Source organism: Bacteroides faecium, assembly GCF_012113595.1.
Lineage (GTDB): Bacteria > Bacteroidota > Bacteroidia > Bacteroidales > Bacteroidaceae > Bacteroides > Bacteroides faecium.
The window spans coordinates 2,268,762-2,287,451 of record NZ_CP050831.1 but is presented as its reverse complement, the minus strand read 5'-3'; the positions used below and the strand labels follow the sequence as shown (position 1 = coordinate 2,287,451).

Here is an 18,690-nt window from a genome sequence, read left to right as displayed (position 1 = left end):
TTCCGATTCATGAGAAAGACCAGTCAAACACAACGTTTCTGTTCCTTGCTAATTTTTCTGATAACAAGCATACTCCCGGCAATTGGCAATCATTACGACTTCAAACAGATTGGCGCTAAAAGAGGTATGCCTTCCATTATCAACTGCATCTACACCGAACAAAAAGGATTTATCTGGATAGGCACCCCGCAGGGACTTATAAGGTTTGACGGAGAAGAACTGAAAAAATACACCTCACAACCGGACAACTCCCAATCCCTACCCGGAGACAGTATTCTACGGATTATCGAAGACAACCAACAAAACACCTGGATATTAACGACAAAAGGTATCGCACGCTATTCGCTCACCCACGACAACTTCTTTATTCCGAAACTGGACAACCGACCGATCGTGGCATACTCAGTCTGCAAAACCAAAGACGGACTTCTATTCGGTGGGATTAACCATATATATAAGTACTCTTATGATACCGACGAAATCTCTTCCATACACAAATTTAAAACAGACATTCCGTTTATCATACGAGCCGTACAAGTATGGAAAGCAGGCATTGTCCTTTGTCTGAACTGGCAAAAAGGAATATTCAAAATGAACCCGGATACACGGGAAATAACTCCTTTTCCCATCAAGTTCGGAAATTGCAATGTGGATATGCTGGTCGACTCCCGACAAAGGATATGGCTGGCGACCTATAACAATGGCATCCAATGTTTCTCGGAAGAAGGTAAAGAGATTGCCAGCTACTCCACAAGTAATTCCAAGCTAAGCAGTGATATCGTACTATGCATGACAGAGCTGAACGGTAAAATCTGGCTAGGAACAGACGGCGGGGGCATCAATGTCCTCAATCCGGATAACGGGGAAATTACCATATTGGAACATATTTCGGGGGATATACATTCACTTCCTACAAACACGATACTCTGCCTGCACGGTGATTCTGCCAATAATATATGGGCGGGAAGCAAGCGTGAAGGACTTATCAATATCCGTGAAGTGTCTATGAAAACCTATACAAGCGTCGTATTGGGATATAACAAAGGACTGAGTCAGAACACCGTGTTGCAACTCTATCAAGAGCCCTCTTCCGAAGAACTTTGGATAGCAACGGACGGTGGAGGGATTAACAAGTTCATTCCCGATGAGGAGACTTTCGTACACTATCCGGACACATGGGGAGACAAAATTGTCTCTATCACCAGCCTCACTCCCGATGCATTGCTGGCATCCGCATTTTCAAAAGGCATCTTTATGTTTGACAAGCGCTCGGGGCGTAAACGTCCATTTCCTATCAATAATTCCGCTTTGGAGAAAAGCATACGTTATAGCGGACAACCGATCAATTTGTATCAGGACTACCCCAATTCTATCCTATTATTGAGCTCACTCCCATATCGATACAACATTGCTACCCGAAAACTGGAGCCAGTATCACGCTCAAAGGATATAAAAATAAAAGGAATGTTATGCGCCATTTCACATGACTCGACCACGACATACCTGAATGACCCTTATAACATATACAAATTGCACCATGCAACCAACAAACTGGAAATCCTCGCAACCGCTCCTCAGGGCATTTATCTCAACGCAGTATCGCAAGACAATGAAGGAGTGTTCTGGATTGCAAGCAACCGAGGACTTTATACCTATCATCCGGACAGGCGGAAATTTGAACAGATATCCACTTCCCTGTTTAACGAAGCAAATACCGTCCTCTGTGACAATAAAGGAAAAGTATGGATAGGAGCCGAACAAAAACTGTTTGTCTGGCTCACAGAAGCCAAACGTTTTGTCCTGTTCGGGGAAACAGACGGAATCACCCAAAATGAATATCTTGCCAAACCCCGCTTGATTTCACCTAAGGGGAATATCTATATGGGAGGCGTCAAAGGCTTACTATGTATCAACGCGGATATAAAAATAGCCAAAAGTGCCGAGGCGCCTGAAATACGCCTTTCCGAATTTACCATCAACGGAGAGAACAAAATGCATAAACTGCATCAGGATAAGATTTCCATCCCTTGGAACAGTAAGAATATCAAAATACGCGTGATGACCTATGGCGGAGACATACTCCGCCTGAAAGTCTATCATTACCAAATGGGAGATTTCGATGCGGAAAGCTACAACCCAGAACTGGCAATTCCTTCTCTTGTACCAGGAACTTACCCAATCCTAGTAAGTTGCAACACCCAGGAAGGCAACCAGACCGATCCTCAACTTCTGTTCACACTGACCGTATTGCCGCCCTGGTATAGAACGTGGTGGTTCATCTCTCTTTGCATTATCTGCTGTATAGCCATAGTAGTGCAAATTGTTTTCGTTCTGCTCCGCCGGAAAGAAAACAAAATGAAATGGATTGTCAAGGAACACGAACAGAAAGTATATGAAGAAAAAGTGCGTTTTCTTATCAACATCAGCCATGAATTGAGAACTCCACTGACGCTTATATATGCTCCGTTGAGCCGTATCCTGAAAACGTTAAACCCATCGGACAGTAACTATCCGTCGCTAAAGAATATCCACAAGCAGACACAGCGTATGAAAGACCTTATTAATATGGTGCTGGACGTGCGCAAAATGGAAGTTGGCGAAACCAAGCTCAAACTCCAGGCGCACCCGCTCAACGAGTGGATAAAAGAAGTGGGAGCCGATTTTACGGACGAGGGAACAGCCCATCAGGTACAGATTGCCTATCAACTTGATAATAGTATAGAAGAAGTTGTATTTGATAAAGACATGTGTACAATTGTAGCAACCAACTTGTTGACAAATGCCTTAAAACATAGTCCAGAACATACTACCGTCACAATTCGCACCCACAAAGAGGAACAATATGTCCGCATTTCAGTGACTGACGAAGGGGAAGGTTTAAAAGAATCGGACATGAATAAAGTATTTATCCGTTTTTACCAAGGTGACCGGGAAATTGGCGGAAGCGGTATCGGACTTTCGTATGCCAAGATGTTGGTAGAACTGCATAAAGGTAAAATTGGGGTGGTAAATAACGAAGTAAAAGGAGCCACTTTCTTCTTCGAACTGCCATTGATACAAGAATCCGGAGAGGTAACCTGTCTGCCGAAACCTTATATCAACGAATTAATCAGCCCGAGTGTAGCCAATGAAATATACACTCCTGAAGTGGGCGATTTTCCTACCTGCAACTATACATTATTATTGGTAGACGATAACCGCAACCTGACCGATTTCTTTCTAAAAGAGTTGAAAGAACTGTTCAAAACCATTTATATAGCTTATGACGGTGAAGAAGCTTTGCAGGTAGCTAGAAAACAAATTCCGGACATTATCGTAAGTGACGTTATGATGCCACGGATGAACGGTTATGATTTGTGCAAAGCCGTAAAAGAAGATATTAGCATCAGCCATATCCCCGTCATACTGCTTACAGCACGCACCGACGAACAAAGCCGTCAGTATGGTTACAAAATTGGCGCTGACTCCTATCTGGGAAAACCTTTTGAAATCGATACGCTAATCAAGATTATACAAAACCGTTTATACAACCGAAGGCAAATCAAAGAACATTATCAATCCGTAGGGGTCTTTCCTCAGCCACTGGAAAGTACCTTCAGCCAGGCAGACGAAGCTTTCCTACTAAAATTCAACAAACTTATCCAAGAGAATATCAGCAATCCCGCATTGGACATACCCTTTATTTGCAAAGAAATCGGAATGAGCAAAACTTCACTCTATAACAAGCTGAAAGCCATTACGGACATGGGGGCAAATGACTATATCAACAAATTCAGATTGGAGCAAGCTATCGTTCTGGTCAAGACAACCGAGCTCACATTTACTGAAATATCCGATCAGGTAGGTTTCACCACTTTACGTTATTTCAGCACTGCATTCAAGCAATATACCGGCATGACACCGACTCAATATAAGAACAAATGTAAAAAAGTGTCAGAATGAAGGATTGGCTTGAAAATACGCTACTGAAAATCAAAGCAACCCTTCATCAGCAAAACTATAAAACTCATTTTCACAGACTATGACATGGTCTATCAGGTGTATATTCATTGTATCCGCTGCTTTACGGATATGCTCTGTCAGTGTACGATCCGGCTGACTGGGATGATTGTTCCCAGAAGGATGATTATGAACCAAGGCGATTTGTGTAGCCCGTTGTAACAATGCTTCCCGGAGAATAGTGCGTACATCGGTATATGTCCCGTCTATACCACCGGTACTGATACGTACCTTATCAATCAGCTTCGTTGCCTGATTGAGCAAAAGAACCCAGAATTCTTCCTGCTCCAAATCACACATCAAAGGTTGAAAAATCTCGTAGATATCTTTTGAGCAGGTAATCCGGCACCTTTCCTTTATGCTTTGCAATTTCCGCCGCTTGCCAAGTTCCAACGCTGCCATCACTGTAATACTCTTTGCAGGTCCCATTCCTTTAAAACGGGAATAGTCGGTGACCTCCCACTTTGCCAAAGAATTAAGATTGTTATCACAAGACAAGAGCAAGCGTCTCATCAGTTCAACAGCACTTTCTTCCGTATTTCCGGAGCCGATTAATATAGCGAGTAGTTCGGCATCACTCAATGCGGCTGCTCCCTTCTCCATCATTTTCTCCCGTGGGCGGTCTTCCAGTGCCCACTGGTTGATGGATAACTTGTGTTTGTTTTCCATTATCTATATTTTGGGAGTGCAAAGTTAGGCTTATTTTATTTAATGATAGAGGTAATAAGAAAGATTTTAGCTATTAGCACATATTTCTTTTATGCAAGTATAAGTTGTCTGACACCCGGGTGTCAAGCATACCAGAACCCGGGTGTCATACAACTATTCTTTTAAGCAGAAAAATCAAAGTAACAAGCAAACGATTTAGAATCTATTTATAAAAATTCTTTTGGAAAGCTTCAAACTCATCCTTCCCTCTTACACAACGCTGCCACCATGCACGCCAAAAGCCTGTTCCATAGCCGATAAGTTGGATAAATGCGGCTGCAATGGAGTAAATGCCAATAGGTAAGCTCTTATTCTGAATAGTAGAATCAATGCATACCAATAGTGCATAGAGAATTATCGGTGTAAAACTGAAAAGGCAGAACGGAGTTCCTAACAATAGAAACACTACTCCCAACGTAAATACGGCAGGCAACAAATGAACCAGTTTCAGAGAATCCGGGTACTTCTTATAAAGATTGATACGGGCAATGCCGGAGTTGTGTACCTGCTTGAAGAACTTTTTCAAATCTGTCCGGCGCTTATGATACACCCAGGCATCCGGAAAAAGACGGCAGGTATAGCCGTTCTTAAAGATACGGATACTAAAATCAATATCCTCTCCAAAACGCATCTTGGAAAATCCTCCCAAAGCTTCGTACACTTTGCGACGCACTCCCATATTAAAGCTACGGGGATAGAATTTATCCATTTTCTTTTTCCCGCCACGGATACCTCCCGTTGTGAAGAAAGAAGTCATGGAATAGTTAATCGCTTTCTGAATATCCGTAAAGGAATCGTGTGCACGGTCGGGACCGCCAAAAGCATCGGCAGGAGAAGCGAGAAGTTCTGTCTCTACGGCATCGAAATATCCTTCGGGCAGAATCACATCAGAATCGAGTATAATAAGATATTCCCCCTCACTGCGTTCGGCTCCGTAATTACGGGTCTGTCCCGGTCCTGAATTGGGTTTAGCAAAGTATTTGATGTCCAGCCGGTTTGTATATCGGTCTGTTACTTCTTTACAGGGAATGGAAGAACCATCTTCCACTACAACGACTTCAAAATCTTTAAAGTGCTGCAGAGTGAGGCTTTGCAATAATTCGTCCACTTCGTCGGGACGATTGTAAACGGGGATTATGACGGAGTAACGCATACGGAAGTTCTTGATTTACGCATGCAAATTAAAAGAAAAAAAAGAAGAAAAGAGGAAAAGAAGAAAAGAAAAAGAGGGCGACTTATAAAAATCAAGGATATTCATAATATTCTGCCAGCAGGAAGACAACAAAGCATAGATATTTAGTTATAAGTCCGATATTTTTATAACTTTGTCCCGAAGTTATGCATAAAGTAAAGTATAGTCCGAAGGTCTATTTTATTAAAATGAGAACAACTAAATAATCAATATGACACTATTATGAGAAAAATAATTTTAGCGCTCCTATGCGGAATGATTGCCCTGAATGTGGTAGCCCAAGAGAAAGTATATCAAATAGAAGAGGTATCAGTCATCAACTATGGCGACGGACGGTTGCTGTTCCGCCAACAGAATGATGACAAGACTCCCCTGCAAGGAGAGCACCGCATCATCGATGGTTACCATTCGGAATATCTGATTGCCAACTTCAAAGATGGAATGTACGACGGACTATACCGCCATTTTAAACGGAATGTACTTGCCGAGGAGAGTACCTACAAGAATGGTAATCTGGATGGTTATCGCAAAGTGTATTTCGGCGACGGAAAAACGTTGCAACGGGAATCGACGTTCATAGAAGGAAAACTGAACGGCGTTATCAAATCTTACTCGCGAAACGGAAAGGTGGAGACGGAAGCTGTCTACAAGATGGGAGTACAGGATGGATACGACCGTCGCTACGACTATGAAAGCGGCGAACTTCTGCTCGATACCTATTACAAAGACGGCAAGAGGACCGGTAACTGGGTGGAACATATCACAAGTAATGTGGGGGATTATACACGTCGCAGCAGTTATAAAGACGGGGTGCAGACAGGAGAATATTCGGAAACATGGAAGAACGGAAATCTCCGCAAGAAGGGGACGTACAAAGATGGCAAAAAGGATGGTATATGGACAGAATACGGTACTGACGGAACACCGGCCATCTCGACTACTTACAAAGCCAATGAGAAAACAGGCGAAGAGATTCGTTATTTCACCAACGGTAAACCCGAAACATCTACCAACTTCCTGAACGGTAAGCGTGACGGTGTCCGCCGCGAATACTACTATAGCAATAACAAACTAAAATCTGAACGTACTTACAAAGCTAACAAAGAAGAAGGACCCTACAAACGCTTCTATGAAAACGGGAAACTCCGTGAAGAAGGCGAATGTAAAAACGATATGGAAGTTTACCGCAAGGAATATTACGACAACGGCAAACTGAAAGCTGTTGCCGAACGCCAAAACGGTTCGTGGAACACGCTTGAACGTTATGACTATAATGGAAACAAGCAATAATGCAGTAAGTCCGGAAGGATAAAATTAAGTTAAGCCTTTCCGTAATCATAACTTAAAAAGGGATAGATTCGAGTTTTAGTAACTCCTATCTATCCTACAACAAATAAAAGCAAAGTCCACAAGCAGAAATAGAAGATGAAGTTTGCAAAAAAAACAAAAAAATAGAGACTCCTGGTATACCATACACGAAAATATAACAAAAATTAATCAAGAATCATTTACCGAATAGTCTATTCAAGAAAAATATATAAGTCCCATAAGAACTTTCCGAAAAACATCGGAAGCTAGAATAGTACTGTTTCTCATAAGATTAAATTATTAAAAAGGTTTATTACGTATAAAATGTCGCTCTATAACTAAAAAATAATATTTTATTCTTCTACCCGAATAAATGTATTAAGGTTTGGAACAAAGGTAGAATTATTTTTCATTAAAACAACATATTATAACGAAAAACATAAAATAACTTATCGAAATACTTATCAAAAGGGACCTAAATACTCTTTTTTATACAGATTCCAAGAAAAACCTATTGTCTGCCTGAGAAGATTCTGCTAAAAAATGTATAAGGATATATACTTAGTTCTTATGGGACTTAGTTTATCAGCATGTCTGCTTCCTGCAACTGCAATTTATGCAAGTCGCACAGAAGTAACCCCAAAGCTGATAACAGAAGCCGTCCAGCAGGTGAAAAAAGTAAACGGTACAGTAATTGACCCAACGGGAATGCCTATAATAGGTGCCACAGTACTTGAAAAGAACAACCCTTCTAATGGAACCATCACAGACATTGATGGCAAATTTAACCTTTCAGTAAAGCCGGATGCTATTATCAGCATTTCTTACATTGGATATACCACGCAAGATATCCGTGTAGGCAACCAGACTTATTTCAAAATCATACTCAAAGAGGATAGCAAAACACTGGATGAAGTGGTCGTGATAGGCTTCGGGGCACAAAAGAAAGAAAGCCTCACAGGAGCCGTCTCACAAGTAAAGATGGATGATGTGCTGGGAAGCCGCCCTGTTGTGAACGCCATGACTGCCCTGCAAGGAACAATGCCGGGTCTGCAAATTACTCCCAACGGTGATGCATCCGGACCGGGACAAACCAAATCGTTCAATATTCGCGGCACAACTTCAATCAACGGTGGCGGCCCGCTTGTATTGATAGACAATGTTCCCGGAGACATCGACATGCTGAATCCCGAAGATATAGAGAGCGTTTCCGTACTGAAAGACGCTTCCTCTTCAGCTATCTACGGAGCACGTGCCGCTTTCGGAGTTATCCTCGTCACTACAAAGAAAGGAAAAAAAGGAGAGAAATTCCATTTGAACTATAACAATAATTTCGGTTTCCAGAAGTCTGTCAACCGTCCCGAACAAGCCGATGGATTACAATGGATGCAGGCTTACCTGGACGGAGAATTCAATGCCGGAAAATACTTCACCGGACAGGATATGCACAAATGGATGGAATATCTTACCGAATATAGGAAGAATCCGGACAGCTTCCAGACAACTGGTGACGGAATATATGTAGACCCGGAATCCGGACTAAATTACTACCTGAACGAAAAGAACATATACACGAACATATTCGATGACTTCGGATTCCTCCAGACACATAATGCCTCATTAAGCGGTGGAACAGAGCTACTGACTTACCGCATGTCGGTAGGATACAGTGATGAACAAGGCATTCTCGTCACCGACAAAGACCGCTACAAACGTCTGTCCGGAAGTGCATATATCTCTGCCGAAGTGACGCCTTGGCTGACGCAGTCGGTAGATATACGCTATGCCCAAAGCAATAAGAACATGCCTGTCACCTCCGATCATACCGGATTGTATGACATGAGGTTACCAGTTGTTTACCCCGAAGGAAACCTGACTCTACCGGACGGCACCGTATTGCCAACCAATACACCATACAACATTCTGCAACTGGCTACGGACAATAACACAATCACCGATAATGCCCGTATCCTGTCAAAGACAACCCTCAAGCCGCTGAAGGGACTTGAAATAAATTTCGAATATACGTTTGACAAGAAAATCAAGGACAATAACACCAATAAAGCGGTCATTCCTTATACTTCCGTAGAACTTGCCAAAATAAATACTGCCGACAACTCCTCACTGGGCACGACCAAAGAGAGCACAGACTATAATGCCATCAACCTTTACGGCTCTTATGAACATACCTGGCTGGACGCACACCATCTGACACTGACCGCAGGATTCAATCAGGAATCAAGCGATTACAAGAAACTGTATGCCTATTCCTATGACATGATTAACGATGATAAACCATCCCACAACACAGCCATCGGAGAAAGCAAAACCATCACGGAAGACCACCGGGTATTCACCGTCCGGGGAGCATTCTACCGAATCAACTATGACTATCAAGGAAAATACTTGTTCTCGACCAGCGGACGTTACGACGGCTCCTCCAAATTTCCGAAAAAGAACCGGTTCGGCTTCTTTCCCACCGTTTCCCTCGGATGGAACATAGCCCGCGAAGCATTCATGCAACCTGTCGCCAAAAACTGGTTGAGTGAATTTAAGCTGCGCGCCTCTTGGGGCCAAATCGGCAATCAGGCTATCGACCCTTATAAATATACCCCTTCCATGTCCACTTATGAAAAGAAAGATATTCCGTGGTTAGTGAACGGGCTCAAGCCGACGACTATCTGGGCACCGGGACTGGTTAGCGATAATTTCACTTGGGAAACCGTAGAAACTCTCGATTTCGGATTCGACCTGTCAGCTTTTAACGGACGCCTGCAAGGTACTTTTGACTGGTACAGGCGAGATACCAAAGATATGCTTGCCCCAGGGCTCGAACTTCCCAAATTGGTGGGAGCCAGCGCACCATTACAAAACACAGCCGACTTGCGGACAAAAGGCTGGGAAGTAAACGTCAGCTGGAGAGACAAAATCGGAGATTGGGGATATACGGTAGGATTCAACATCTACAACTCCAAAACCATAGTCAACAAATATAATAACGAGTCTAAAATCCTGTTCAAGAGTGACGGGAACAACAATTATTACGAAGGATATGAAATCGGTTCTATCTGGGGATACGTCACCGACGGATACTACAGCGTAGATGATTTCACAGATACCAATTCCTGGAAACTGAAAGACGGAGTCGTATCAGTAGACGGTATCAGCCCACGTCCCGGAGACATCAAGTTCAAGAACCTGCGCGACGATGAAAACAGCACCAACCGCATTGATGAAGGTGACGGTACGCTTGCCAACCCCGGCGACCGCAAAATTATCGGCAATAATGCGTTAAGATTACAATATGGCATCAATCTGGGAGCCAGTTACAAAGGTTTCAATCTGGATGTACTACTTCAAGGCATCGGTAAAAGAGACGTATGGATCAGTGACGCACGCCGCTGGCCATTTCACTCCGGACAATTCGGACAGATATTCAGTGACCAGCTAGACTACTGGAAACCGGTTGACGCAGCAAACGGAAATTGGACAGCCATGAACCCGGATGCCGAATTTTTCAGAATTTACGGACAACGGAACAATTCCGGCTACAATACACGCAAGCAGACAAAGTATCTGTTGAACGGTGCATACCTCCGCATCAAAAATGTCACTCTCAGTTATAGTTTTCCGCAAAAACTGATTTCTCCTATTTACCTAAGCGGTCTGAAAGCATTCGTCAGTTGCGAAAACTTGCATACATTCAGCCACCTTCCCAAAGGATACGACCCGGAACGCCTCTCATGGGGTTACCCCTTCTATCGCACCATATCGTTCGGCATTAATGTAACCCTTTAAAACAGCTATTGATATGAAAAAAATAATATTTACCTTCCTAGCACTCACTACGATAGCATTCTCTTCTTGCAACGACAATTTCATGGAACGCTATCCAACGACCTCACTGACCGAAACAACCGTTTTCGGCAGTTATAATACGTTTAAAACATACTCATGGGGACTCTATTCTGTCTTCACCAACGGGAACCTGCTCCGCCGCCCGGGAACGGGAGGAAGTTATGCCAGTGCACTCTCTTATCAAGGAGACATCAACGCAGGTTATCTGATGCGCAGAGAGGGAGGAGGAAATTCTTACGCCTTCCAGAACATATCGAGCGCTTCATCAGGCAATGGATGGAATTTTGACTATATCCGCAGCGTAAATGTAATGCTTAATAATATAGACAACTCCACAATGACAGACACGGAAAAAGAACATTGGCGGTCGGTCGGTTACTTCTTCCGGGGTTACTACTATGCAGAACTGATAGCCCGGTTTGGTGATGTGCCCTGGGTAAACAAAGTCATTGGCGACACAGATAAAGAAATAGCATATGGACCGCGTACCCCCCGTAAAACAGTGGCGGACAACGTACTAAACGACCTGATATACGCCGAAGAGCATATCAAGGAAAAAGGAGACGGCGAGAATACAATCAATGTACATGCCGTTCGCGCATTATTGTCGCGCTTCTGCCTGTTTGAAGGAAGTTGGAGAAAATATCATAACTTAGGTGATTATGATAATTATTTTGATGCCTGCATCACCTATTCTGAAAAGTTGATGAAGTCTTTCCCTACACTACACGGTGATTTCGGCGAAATGCTGACGTCAGACCTTAAAGGTGTGGAAGGAGTGATTCTCTATAAAGAATATGTAGCTAAAGAGATGACAAACTACGTGTTGACACATGTAGAAAGAACCTCTACACACAATGTTGAAATGCCGCAGCACATCGTCGACCTCTATCTATGCAAAGATGGGAAGCCGATCTCTACCAGTTCGCAATACGAATGGGGGAAAACGGACAAGACTATGAACTCCACTTTCCGCAACCGTGACTTCCGCCTGCTTGAAACAGTAGCGCCTCCCTACAAAGTAATTCCCAGCACAGACAATACTAGTTGGAAGTATACTGAAGACGAAGCAGACAAGGAGTTTATGGACATCATGGGCATTACACGCTACACCGGATACGGAGGAGGTGTTGGTGAAGCAGGAAAACACAAGGTATTCCCACTTATGAACTGGTCGGCAGCAATTCTGAAACAAGTGCCGCACTTCTTCACCAACAACGGTGGTCAAGGATTTATTGTGGCCAAAAGCGGAAATTATGTATATAGATACTATAATGTGTGGGATGACTCAAAGGAAAATCAAGGCACTTCCGATGTTCCTATTTTCAAGATGGATGAAATTCTGCTGAACGAAGCCGAAGCCAAATTCGAGAAGGGAGCATTCAATCAGGAAGTGGCGGATGCCACCATCAACAAGCTGCGCAAACGTGCCAAAATAGCAGATATGCAAGTAAGTGACATCAATGCTAATTTTGACCCGGAACGTCTGGACAAAGCTATTGATCCGGTGTTGTGGGAAATCCGCAGGGAACGCATCATCGAACTGATGGGTGAAGGTTTCGGTTTCTACGATGTACGCCGTTGGAAAAAAGCAGATTTGTTCGTAAACCATGTGCAATACGGGCAATGGGCTACTAAAACACAGATAGGAACAGGTACATTCGTCGACCTGCAAACCGGCTATGCGGATGCTACCGGAAAAACGGAAGGATATATCTATATGTACAACGACCCAGTAAAAGCCGGCAAGGGATGGCTTGACAAGTATTATCTTTATCAGGTTCCGACAAATGAAATCGCTTTAAATCCAAACCTGGCACCTAATAATCCGGGATGGGAATAGCCCCCACCATCCTGCCTTAATCAGGAAGAGGTTGTGTTCCCCTCTTTTTCACAACCTCTTTTTTACCTTTTCCGAGAGGAGATGTTAACTTCACAACACAGTTTTATAAAAAAGAGTAAACAGAAAGAGGATGTCCGAAAAGACACCCTCTTTCTATATTCAACTATGAACTTTATTACTTATTCAGAATATCCATCGTATCCGAAGCAATCAACAGCTCTTCGTCTGTCGGAATCACTACTACTTTCACTTTAGAAGCAGGAGTAGAAATGATAGCTTCTTCACCGCGAACCTTTGCATTCACATCGTTATCAAGCTCGATGCCCATGAATTCCATATCCTTACAAACTTCACGGCGGCATTCGAACTGGTTTTCACCAACACCACCTGTGAACAAAACGATATCTACACCACCCAACGCAGCAGCATAAGCACCGATGTATTTCTTGATACGGTAGTAGTACATCTTCTCAGCCAGGATAGCTTTTTCATTGCCGGCAGCACAAGCAGCCAGCAGTTCGCGCATATCGCTTGATACACCGGAGATACCGAGTACACCGCTCTTCTTGTTCAACAGGTTGGAAACACCAGTTGTATTCAAACCTTCTTTTTCCATGATGAATGTTACTGCACCGGCGTCGATGTCACCACTACGAGTACCCATCATCAAACCTTCCAGCGGAGTCAAACCCATAGTAGTATCCATGCACTTGCCATCTTTGATAGCAGCGATAGAACCACCATTACCGATGTGGCAGGTAATGATTTTCTTTCCTTCAGGATTTACACCCAAGAATTCACATACGCGTTTTGAAACGTAACGATGAGAAGTTCCGTGAAAGCCGTAACGGCGTACACCATATTTCTCGTACAATTCGTAAGGAATAGCATACATATATGCGTAATCCGGCATAGTCTGGTGGAAAGCCGTATCAAATACGCCTATCTGCGGAATGTTAGGAAGAATAGCAGAAACTGCATTCACACCTTTCAGATTGGCAGGGTTGTGAAGCGGAGCCAGGTCATTACAAGCTGCAAAAGCTTCCAAAACTTCCTTGTTCAACAATACAGACTCGCTGAAACGTTCGCCGCCGTGTACCATACGGTGACCTACCGCATTGATTTCATCCAAAGACTTGATAGCACCATATTCAGGGTTAATCAATGTATTCAGGATAAATTCCACACCTACCGTATGTTCAGGAATGTCTTTTTCCAGGATTTTCTTCTCGCCATTCGGCAAAGTCAATTTCAGGAATGAGCCTTTCAGACCGATTTTTTCGATACCACCTTGAGCAATAACCTCTTTAGTGGTCATATCGAACAATTTATATTTGATAGATGAACTTCCGCAGTTCAAAACTAAAATTTTCATATTGTTGTCGATTTTATACTTAATACTTTATATCTGATACTTGTACTTATTTGTTTGCTTTTGCAGCAATAGCCTGATTGGCTGTGATAGCAATCATGCGATATACATCTTCGATAGAGCAGCCGCGAGACAAGTCGTTGACCGGACAAGCGATACCTTGAAGAATCGGGCCGATAGCGTCAGCGTGTCCCAAGCGTTGAACTAATTTATAAGAGATGTTACCAACTTCCAGACTAGGAACAATCAGTACGTTTGCCTGTCCGGCTACGTCCGAACCCGGAGCTTTACTTGCACCCACTTCAGGAACAAGAGCGGCATCTGCCTGCATTTCACCATCCAAATCGAGAGTCGGAGCCATTTCCTTGGCAATCTTGGTTGCTTCTACCACTTTGTCTACTACTTCGTGCTTGGCAGAACCTTTCGTAGAGAAGCTCAACAAAGCTACTTTCGGATTTTCGATACCAGCAACAGCCTTTGCAGTCTGAGCAGTACAAACAGCAATCTGCGCTAACTGGTTAGCATCAGGAACCGGAGTTACAGCCACGTCACCCATCACCAGAATCCCATTCTTTCCATACTCAGGAGCGTGAGTGAGCAACAACATAGCACCTGACACACAAGTGATGCCCGGAGCTGTCTTGATAATCTGCAAAGCAGGACGCAATACATTACCCGTAGTATTGCGGGCACCAGCCAACTGACCGTCAGCATCGCCGTTCTTAATCATTAAACAACCATAGAACAAAGGGTCATTCGTCAAATTACGGGCTTCTTCGATAGTCATTCCTTTCTTCTTGCGAAGTTCACACAACAACTGTGCATACTCTTCGTGTTTCGGAGAAGTTTCAGGATCAATGATAGTAGCTTTACCGATGTTTCCCAATCCCCATTTTACAGCGAGTTCGATGATTTCAGCCGGTTTACCTAATAAAATAAGGTCGGCAACTTCGTCTGTCAAAATCTGATTGGCAGCTTTTAATGTGCGTTCTTCAGTTCCTTCGGGAAGAACAATACGTTGGCGGTTTGCTTTCGCGCGTTCAACGATTTGGTTGATTAAATTGAGCATAAGATATATTGAATAATATTATAAAACCTACTTACGATTTGTAATTTGCGGTGCAAAAGTACTCAATTTTGCAATATCCACATTACAATTTCGTCCATATTTTAGTTCCAAGTCTAAAATATTATAATATTTAACACTGTACTCCTATTTTTCATACCTTTGCAGCGTTTTCAAACAAAATCAATAGGTAATTAGTATATGATACGTCAGTGCGCCATTTTATTTGGCTGTTTGGCTTTGGGTGAATTGATAGTTTATCTTACGGGCATCAAGCTCCCCTCCAGCATCATCGGTATGCTGCTGCTCACCCTCTTTCTGAAATTAGGTTGGATTAAACTGCATTGGGTGCAGGGCTTGTCCGACTTTCTGGTAGCTAACTTAGGTTTCTTTTTCATCCCGCCCGGAGTGGCGCTTATGTTATACTTCGATGTTATTGCGGCAGAATTCTGGCCGATAGTGATAGCGACGATTGTTAGTACCGCCCTTGTGCTGGTTGTCACGGGATGGGTCCACCAGATTGTCCGCAAGTTCAGATTGGCGCATCAAATCAAGCTGGCACGCAAACTGCACTTGACAGATTTTCATCTGCCGGAAAAACTTCACCGTAAAGAAAAAACAACTTAACTGATAAAGACAAATGAGTTTCCTAGAAAATAACTTCTTCCTGTTGGCCATTACCTTCGGGGTTTTCTTCTTTGCCAAGTTGCTTCAGAAGAAAACGGGATTAGTATTGCTAAACCCGATATTGTTGACTATCGCCGTTCTTATTATCTTCCTTAAAATGACCGGTATCTCTTATGAGACTTATAATAAAGGGGGACATCTTATCGAATTCTGGCTGCGTCCGGCTGTGGTTGCTTTGGGCGTACCTTTATATCTTCAGTTGGAAATGATCAAGAAGCAGTTATTGCCGATTCTCCTGTCTCAATTGGCAGGATGCATCGTCGGAGTTATTTCGGTGGTGCTGATTGCGAAATTTATGGGAGCTTCACAAGAAGTAATCCTGTCTCTTGCTCCGAAATCGGTGACTACCCCGATTGCAATGGAAGTGACGAAAGCCATTGGTGGTATTCCATCGCTGACGGCGGCAGTTGTAGTAGCAGTCGGGTTATTAGGAGCTATCTGCGGCTTTAAGACGATGCAGATAATGCGTGTAGGAAGTCCGATTGCCCAAGGGCTTTCTATGGGAACAGCCGCCCATGCGGTCGGTACCTCGACTGCAATGGATGTCAGCAGCAAATACGGAGCATACGCCAGCCTGGGATTGACACTGAACGGAATATTCACAGCATTGCTGACACCTACCATTCTTCGATTATTAGGTATTCTGTAAAAACAAAATCGCCTGATTTTCCGTTATATAAAGAGTTAAACGCAAAACGCAATTTTATGATTCCATTTAAAGATATCACATTAGCAGATAAAGACACGATTACCTCATTTACAATGAAAAGTGAGAGACGTAACTGTGATCTGTCATTCTCCAATCTTTGTAGCTGGAGATTCTTATATGATACCCAATTTGCAGTAGTCGACAACTTTTTAGTATTCAAATTCTGGGCAGGAGAACGGCTGGCCTACATGATGCCTGTGGGAACCGGTGACCTGAAAGCCGTGTTGAAAGAGTTGATAGAAGATGCCGCTAAAGAGAACCAGCCATTCTGCATGCTGGGAGTATGCAGCTGTATGCGTGCCGAACTCGAAGCTATCCTTCCCGAACAATTTACTTTCACGGAAGATCGTGATTATGCGGATTACATTTACCTGAGAAGTGACCTTTCAACTTTAAAAGGAAAGAAATTCCAAGCAAAAAGAAATCATATCAACCGATTCCGCAATACATATCCGGATTATGAATATACTCCGATTACTCCCGACCGTATCCGGGAATGTCTGGATCTGGAAGCGGAATGGTGCAAAGTGAATAATTGTGACCAACAAGAAGGAACGGGTAATGAACGCCGTGCCTTGATTTATGCCCTTCATAACTTTGAAGCCCTCGGATTGACCGGTGGTATTCTCCATGTGAACGGAAAAATTGTTGCTTTCACCTTCGGCATGCCTATCAACCATGAGACATTCGGCGTACATGTAGAAAAGGCAGATACTTCCATCGACGGTGCTTATGCCATGATTAATTATGAATTTGCGAACCGGATTCCCGAACAGTATATTTATATCAACCGGGAAGAGGATTTAGGGATCGAGGGGTTACGGAAAGCCAAACTGTCTTATCAGCCAGTGACGATTCTTGAAAAGTATATGGCTTGTCTCAAGACTCATCCGATGGATATGGTTAAATGGTAAATTCCCGACGAACGAATATGATAATAAAGGAACAAGTAAAAGCATTATGGAAATTGTGCTTCAACGATAGCGAAGATTTTATTGAAATGTACTTCAGACTGCGCTATAAGAACGAAGTGAATGTCGCCATCCAAAGTGGTGACGAAGTTATTTCTGCGCTTCAGATGCTTCCTTATCCGATGACTTTCTGCGGAGAGACAGTACAGACTTCGTATATTTCAGGAGCCTGCACGCATCCTGATTTTCGAAGTAAGGGAGTGATGCGCGAACTCTTATCCCAGTCTTTTGCCCGGATGCTGCGGAATGGGTTACAGTTCAGCACACTGATACCGGCAGAGCCTTGGCTATTCGATTATTATAAACGTATGGGATATGCTTCTGTCTTTCAGTATTCGGTCAAGGAGATTACTTTACCAGAGTTTATCCCTTCCAAAGAGATTACTGTCGATGTAGTTTCCGAACCTCAGGATGAAGTCTATTCATATCTGAATAAGAAGTTATCTGAGCGTTCCTGTTGCATTCAACACACCGTAGAGGATTTTCAGGTTATTATGGCAGACTTACCTATCAGTGGGGGAAATTTATTTGTTGCAAGACAAGCTAATGAAATACGGGGAGTAGCCATTATATATAAAGGAGAAAAACGTATCATTATCAATGAACTTCTAGCAGAGGATAAAGATACGGAGTACAGTTTATTATTTGCCATTAAACAAGATACCGGCTGTAACCATATAATCCAATTGCTACCACCCGATAAAGAATTGCCTCAACATTCACTAGGAATGGCACGAATTATCAATGCTAAAGAAGTATTGCAGATTTATGCGTCCGCCTTTCCTGAAGATGAAATGCAACTGGAAGTATCAGACAAGCAGTTATCGGTGAATAATGGTTATTACTATCTGTCCAACGGAAAATGCAGATATAGCACCGAACGGCTGCCCGGTGCACATATACAAATGAATATAAGTGAATTAACAGAGAGAATACTCAAGAAGTTAAATCCCTATATGAGTTTGATGCTGAATTAA

Annotated in this window: 11 protein-coding genes and 1 pseudogene; 8 read left to right on the top strand and 4 right to left on the bottom strand. The window is 43.1% G+C overall.

Annotated features, from left to right (window positions below; translation table 11 throughout):
- Positions 1 to 9 precede the first annotated feature (9 nt).
- Entirely contained in the window at positions 10 to 3,942 is a 3,933-nt protein-coding gene (locus BacF7301_RS07935) for an ATP-binding protein (protein ID WP_167961780.1), read from the top strand.
- A gap of 30 nt (positions 3,943 to 3,972) precedes the next feature.
- On the opposite strand, the gene radC is transcribed toward BacF7301_RS07935, so the two are convergent.
- Together radC and BacF7301_RS07925 are read right to left on the bottom strand one after the other, a co-directional pair.
- On the bottom strand, positions 3,973 to 4,668 hold the full coding sequence (gene radC, locus BacF7301_RS07930; protein ID WP_167961779.1) for a RadC family protein: 696 nt from the start codon (positions 4,666 to 4,668) through the stop codon (positions 3,973 to 3,975).
- Between the two features lie 202 nt (positions 4,669 to 4,870).
- Positions 4,871 to 5,860 carry a glycosyltransferase family 2 protein gene (locus BacF7301_RS07925; RefSeq protein ID WP_167961778.1) on the bottom strand — a complete coding sequence of 330 codons (990 nt, stop codon included), beginning with the start codon at positions 5,858 to 5,860 and terminating at the stop codon, positions 4,871 to 4,873.
- Positions 5,861 to 6,121: 261 nt separating this feature from the next.
- On the opposite strand from BacF7301_RS07925, the gene BacF7301_RS07920 reads away from it, so the two are divergent.
- The 3 genes from BacF7301_RS07920 (at position 6,122) to BacF7301_RS07910 (ending at position 12,908) form a co-directional block, all read left to right on the top strand.
- On the top strand, positions 6,122 to 7,189 hold the full coding sequence (locus BacF7301_RS07920) for a toxin-antitoxin system YwqK family antitoxin (RefSeq protein ID WP_167961777.1): 1,068 nt from the start codon (positions 6,122 to 6,124) through the stop codon (positions 7,187 to 7,189).
- 588 nt (positions 7,190 to 7,777) lie between these two features.
- A complete protein-coding gene (locus tag BacF7301_RS07915) occupies positions 7,778 to 11,005 on the top strand; it encodes a SusC/RagA family TonB-linked outer membrane protein (RefSeq protein ID WP_256380258.1) in 3,228 nt (1,075 codons plus the stop codon).
- Between the two features lie 13 nt (positions 11,006 to 11,018).
- Positions 11,019 to 12,908 carry a RagB/SusD family nutrient uptake outer membrane protein gene (locus BacF7301_RS07910; RefSeq protein WP_167961775.1) on the top strand — a complete coding sequence of 630 codons (1,890 nt, stop codon included), beginning with the start codon at positions 11,019 to 11,021 and terminating at the stop codon, positions 12,906 to 12,908.
- A 175-nt stretch (positions 12,909 to 13,083) separates the two neighbouring features.
- On the opposite strand, the gene BacF7301_RS07905 is transcribed toward BacF7301_RS07910, so the two are convergent.
- Positions 13,084 to 14,283, bottom strand: coding sequence for an acetate kinase (locus tag BacF7301_RS07905; protein ID WP_167961774.1), 1,200 nt, complete (start codon positions 14,281 to 14,283; stop codon positions 13,084 to 13,086).
- Between the two features lie 46 nt (positions 14,284 to 14,329).
- The gene (gene pta, locus BacF7301_RS07900; RefSeq protein ID WP_167961773.1) at positions 14,330 to 15,349 is read right to left on the bottom strand and encodes a phosphate acetyltransferase; all 1,020 of its coding nucleotides are present in this window, start codon (positions 15,347 to 15,349) and stop codon (positions 14,330 to 14,332) included.
- A gap of 198 nt (positions 15,350 to 15,547) precedes the next feature.
- Between pta and BacF7301_RS07895 the strand changes: the two are divergent.
- The 4 genes and pseudogenes from BacF7301_RS07895 to BacF7301_RS07880 form a co-directional block, all read left to right on the top strand.
- Positions 15,548 to 15,883: pseudogene (locus BacF7301_RS07895) on the top strand (CidA/LrgA family protein); the annotation flags it as partial.
- 103 nt (positions 15,884 to 15,986) lie between these two features.
- Positions 15,987 to 16,682 carry an LrgB family protein gene (locus BacF7301_RS07890; RefSeq protein ID WP_167961770.1) on the top strand — a complete coding sequence of 232 codons (696 nt, stop codon included), beginning with the start codon at positions 15,987 to 15,989 and terminating at the stop codon, positions 16,680 to 16,682.
- 56 nt (positions 16,683 to 16,738) lie between these two features.
- On the top strand, positions 16,739 to 17,656 hold the full coding sequence (locus BacF7301_RS07885; RefSeq protein ID WP_167961769.1) for a DUF2156 domain-containing protein: 918 nt from the start codon (positions 16,739 to 16,741) through the stop codon (positions 17,654 to 17,656).
- A gap of 17 nt (positions 17,657 to 17,673) precedes the next feature.
- Positions 17,674 to 18,690 carry a GNAT family N-acetyltransferase gene (locus BacF7301_RS07880; protein WP_167961768.1) on the top strand — a complete coding sequence of 339 codons (1,017 nt, stop codon included), beginning with the start codon at positions 17,674 to 17,676 and terminating at the stop codon, positions 18,688 to 18,690.

What these genes read in the sequence shown, in the direction of transcription:
- BacF7301_RS07935 (WP_167961780.1), top strand. Translation starts at nt 10, where the DNA reads ATGAGAAAGACCAGTCAAACACAACGTTTCTGTTCCTTGCTAATTTTT.
- radC (WP_167961779.1), bottom strand. Translation starts at nt 4,668, where the DNA reads ATGGAAAACAAACACAAGTTATCCATCAACCAGTGGGCACTGGAAGAC.
- BacF7301_RS07925 (WP_167961778.1), bottom strand. Translation starts at nt 5,860, where the DNA reads ATGCGTTACTCCGTCATAATCCCCGTTTACAATCGTCCCGACGAAGTG.
- BacF7301_RS07920 (WP_167961777.1), top strand. Translation starts at nt 6,122, where the DNA reads ATGAGAAAAATAATTTTAGCGCTCCTATGCGGAATGATTGCCCTGAAT.
- BacF7301_RS07915 (WP_256380258.1), top strand. Translation starts at nt 7,778, where the DNA reads ATGGGACTTAGTTTATCAGCATGTCTGCTTCCTGCAACTGCAATTTAT.
- BacF7301_RS07910 (WP_167961775.1), top strand. Translation starts at nt 11,019, where the DNA reads ATGAAAAAAATAATATTTACCTTCCTAGCACTCACTACGATAGCATTC.
- BacF7301_RS07905 (WP_167961774.1), bottom strand. Translation starts at nt 14,283, where the DNA reads ATGAAAATTTTAGTTTTGAACTGCGGAAGTTCATCTATCAAATATAAA.
- pta (WP_167961773.1), bottom strand. Translation starts at nt 15,349, where the DNA reads ATGCTCAATTTAATCAACCAAATCGTTGAACGCGCGAAAGCAAACCGC.
- BacF7301_RS07890 (WP_167961770.1), top strand. Translation starts at nt 15,987, where the DNA reads ATGAGTTTCCTAGAAAATAACTTCTTCCTGTTGGCCATTACCTTCGGG.
- BacF7301_RS07885 (WP_167961769.1), top strand. Translation starts at nt 16,739, where the DNA reads ATGATTCCATTTAAAGATATCACATTAGCAGATAAAGACACGATTACC.
- BacF7301_RS07880 (WP_167961768.1), top strand. Translation starts at nt 17,674, where the DNA reads ATGATAATAAAGGAACAAGTAAAAGCATTATGGAAATTGTGCTTCAAC.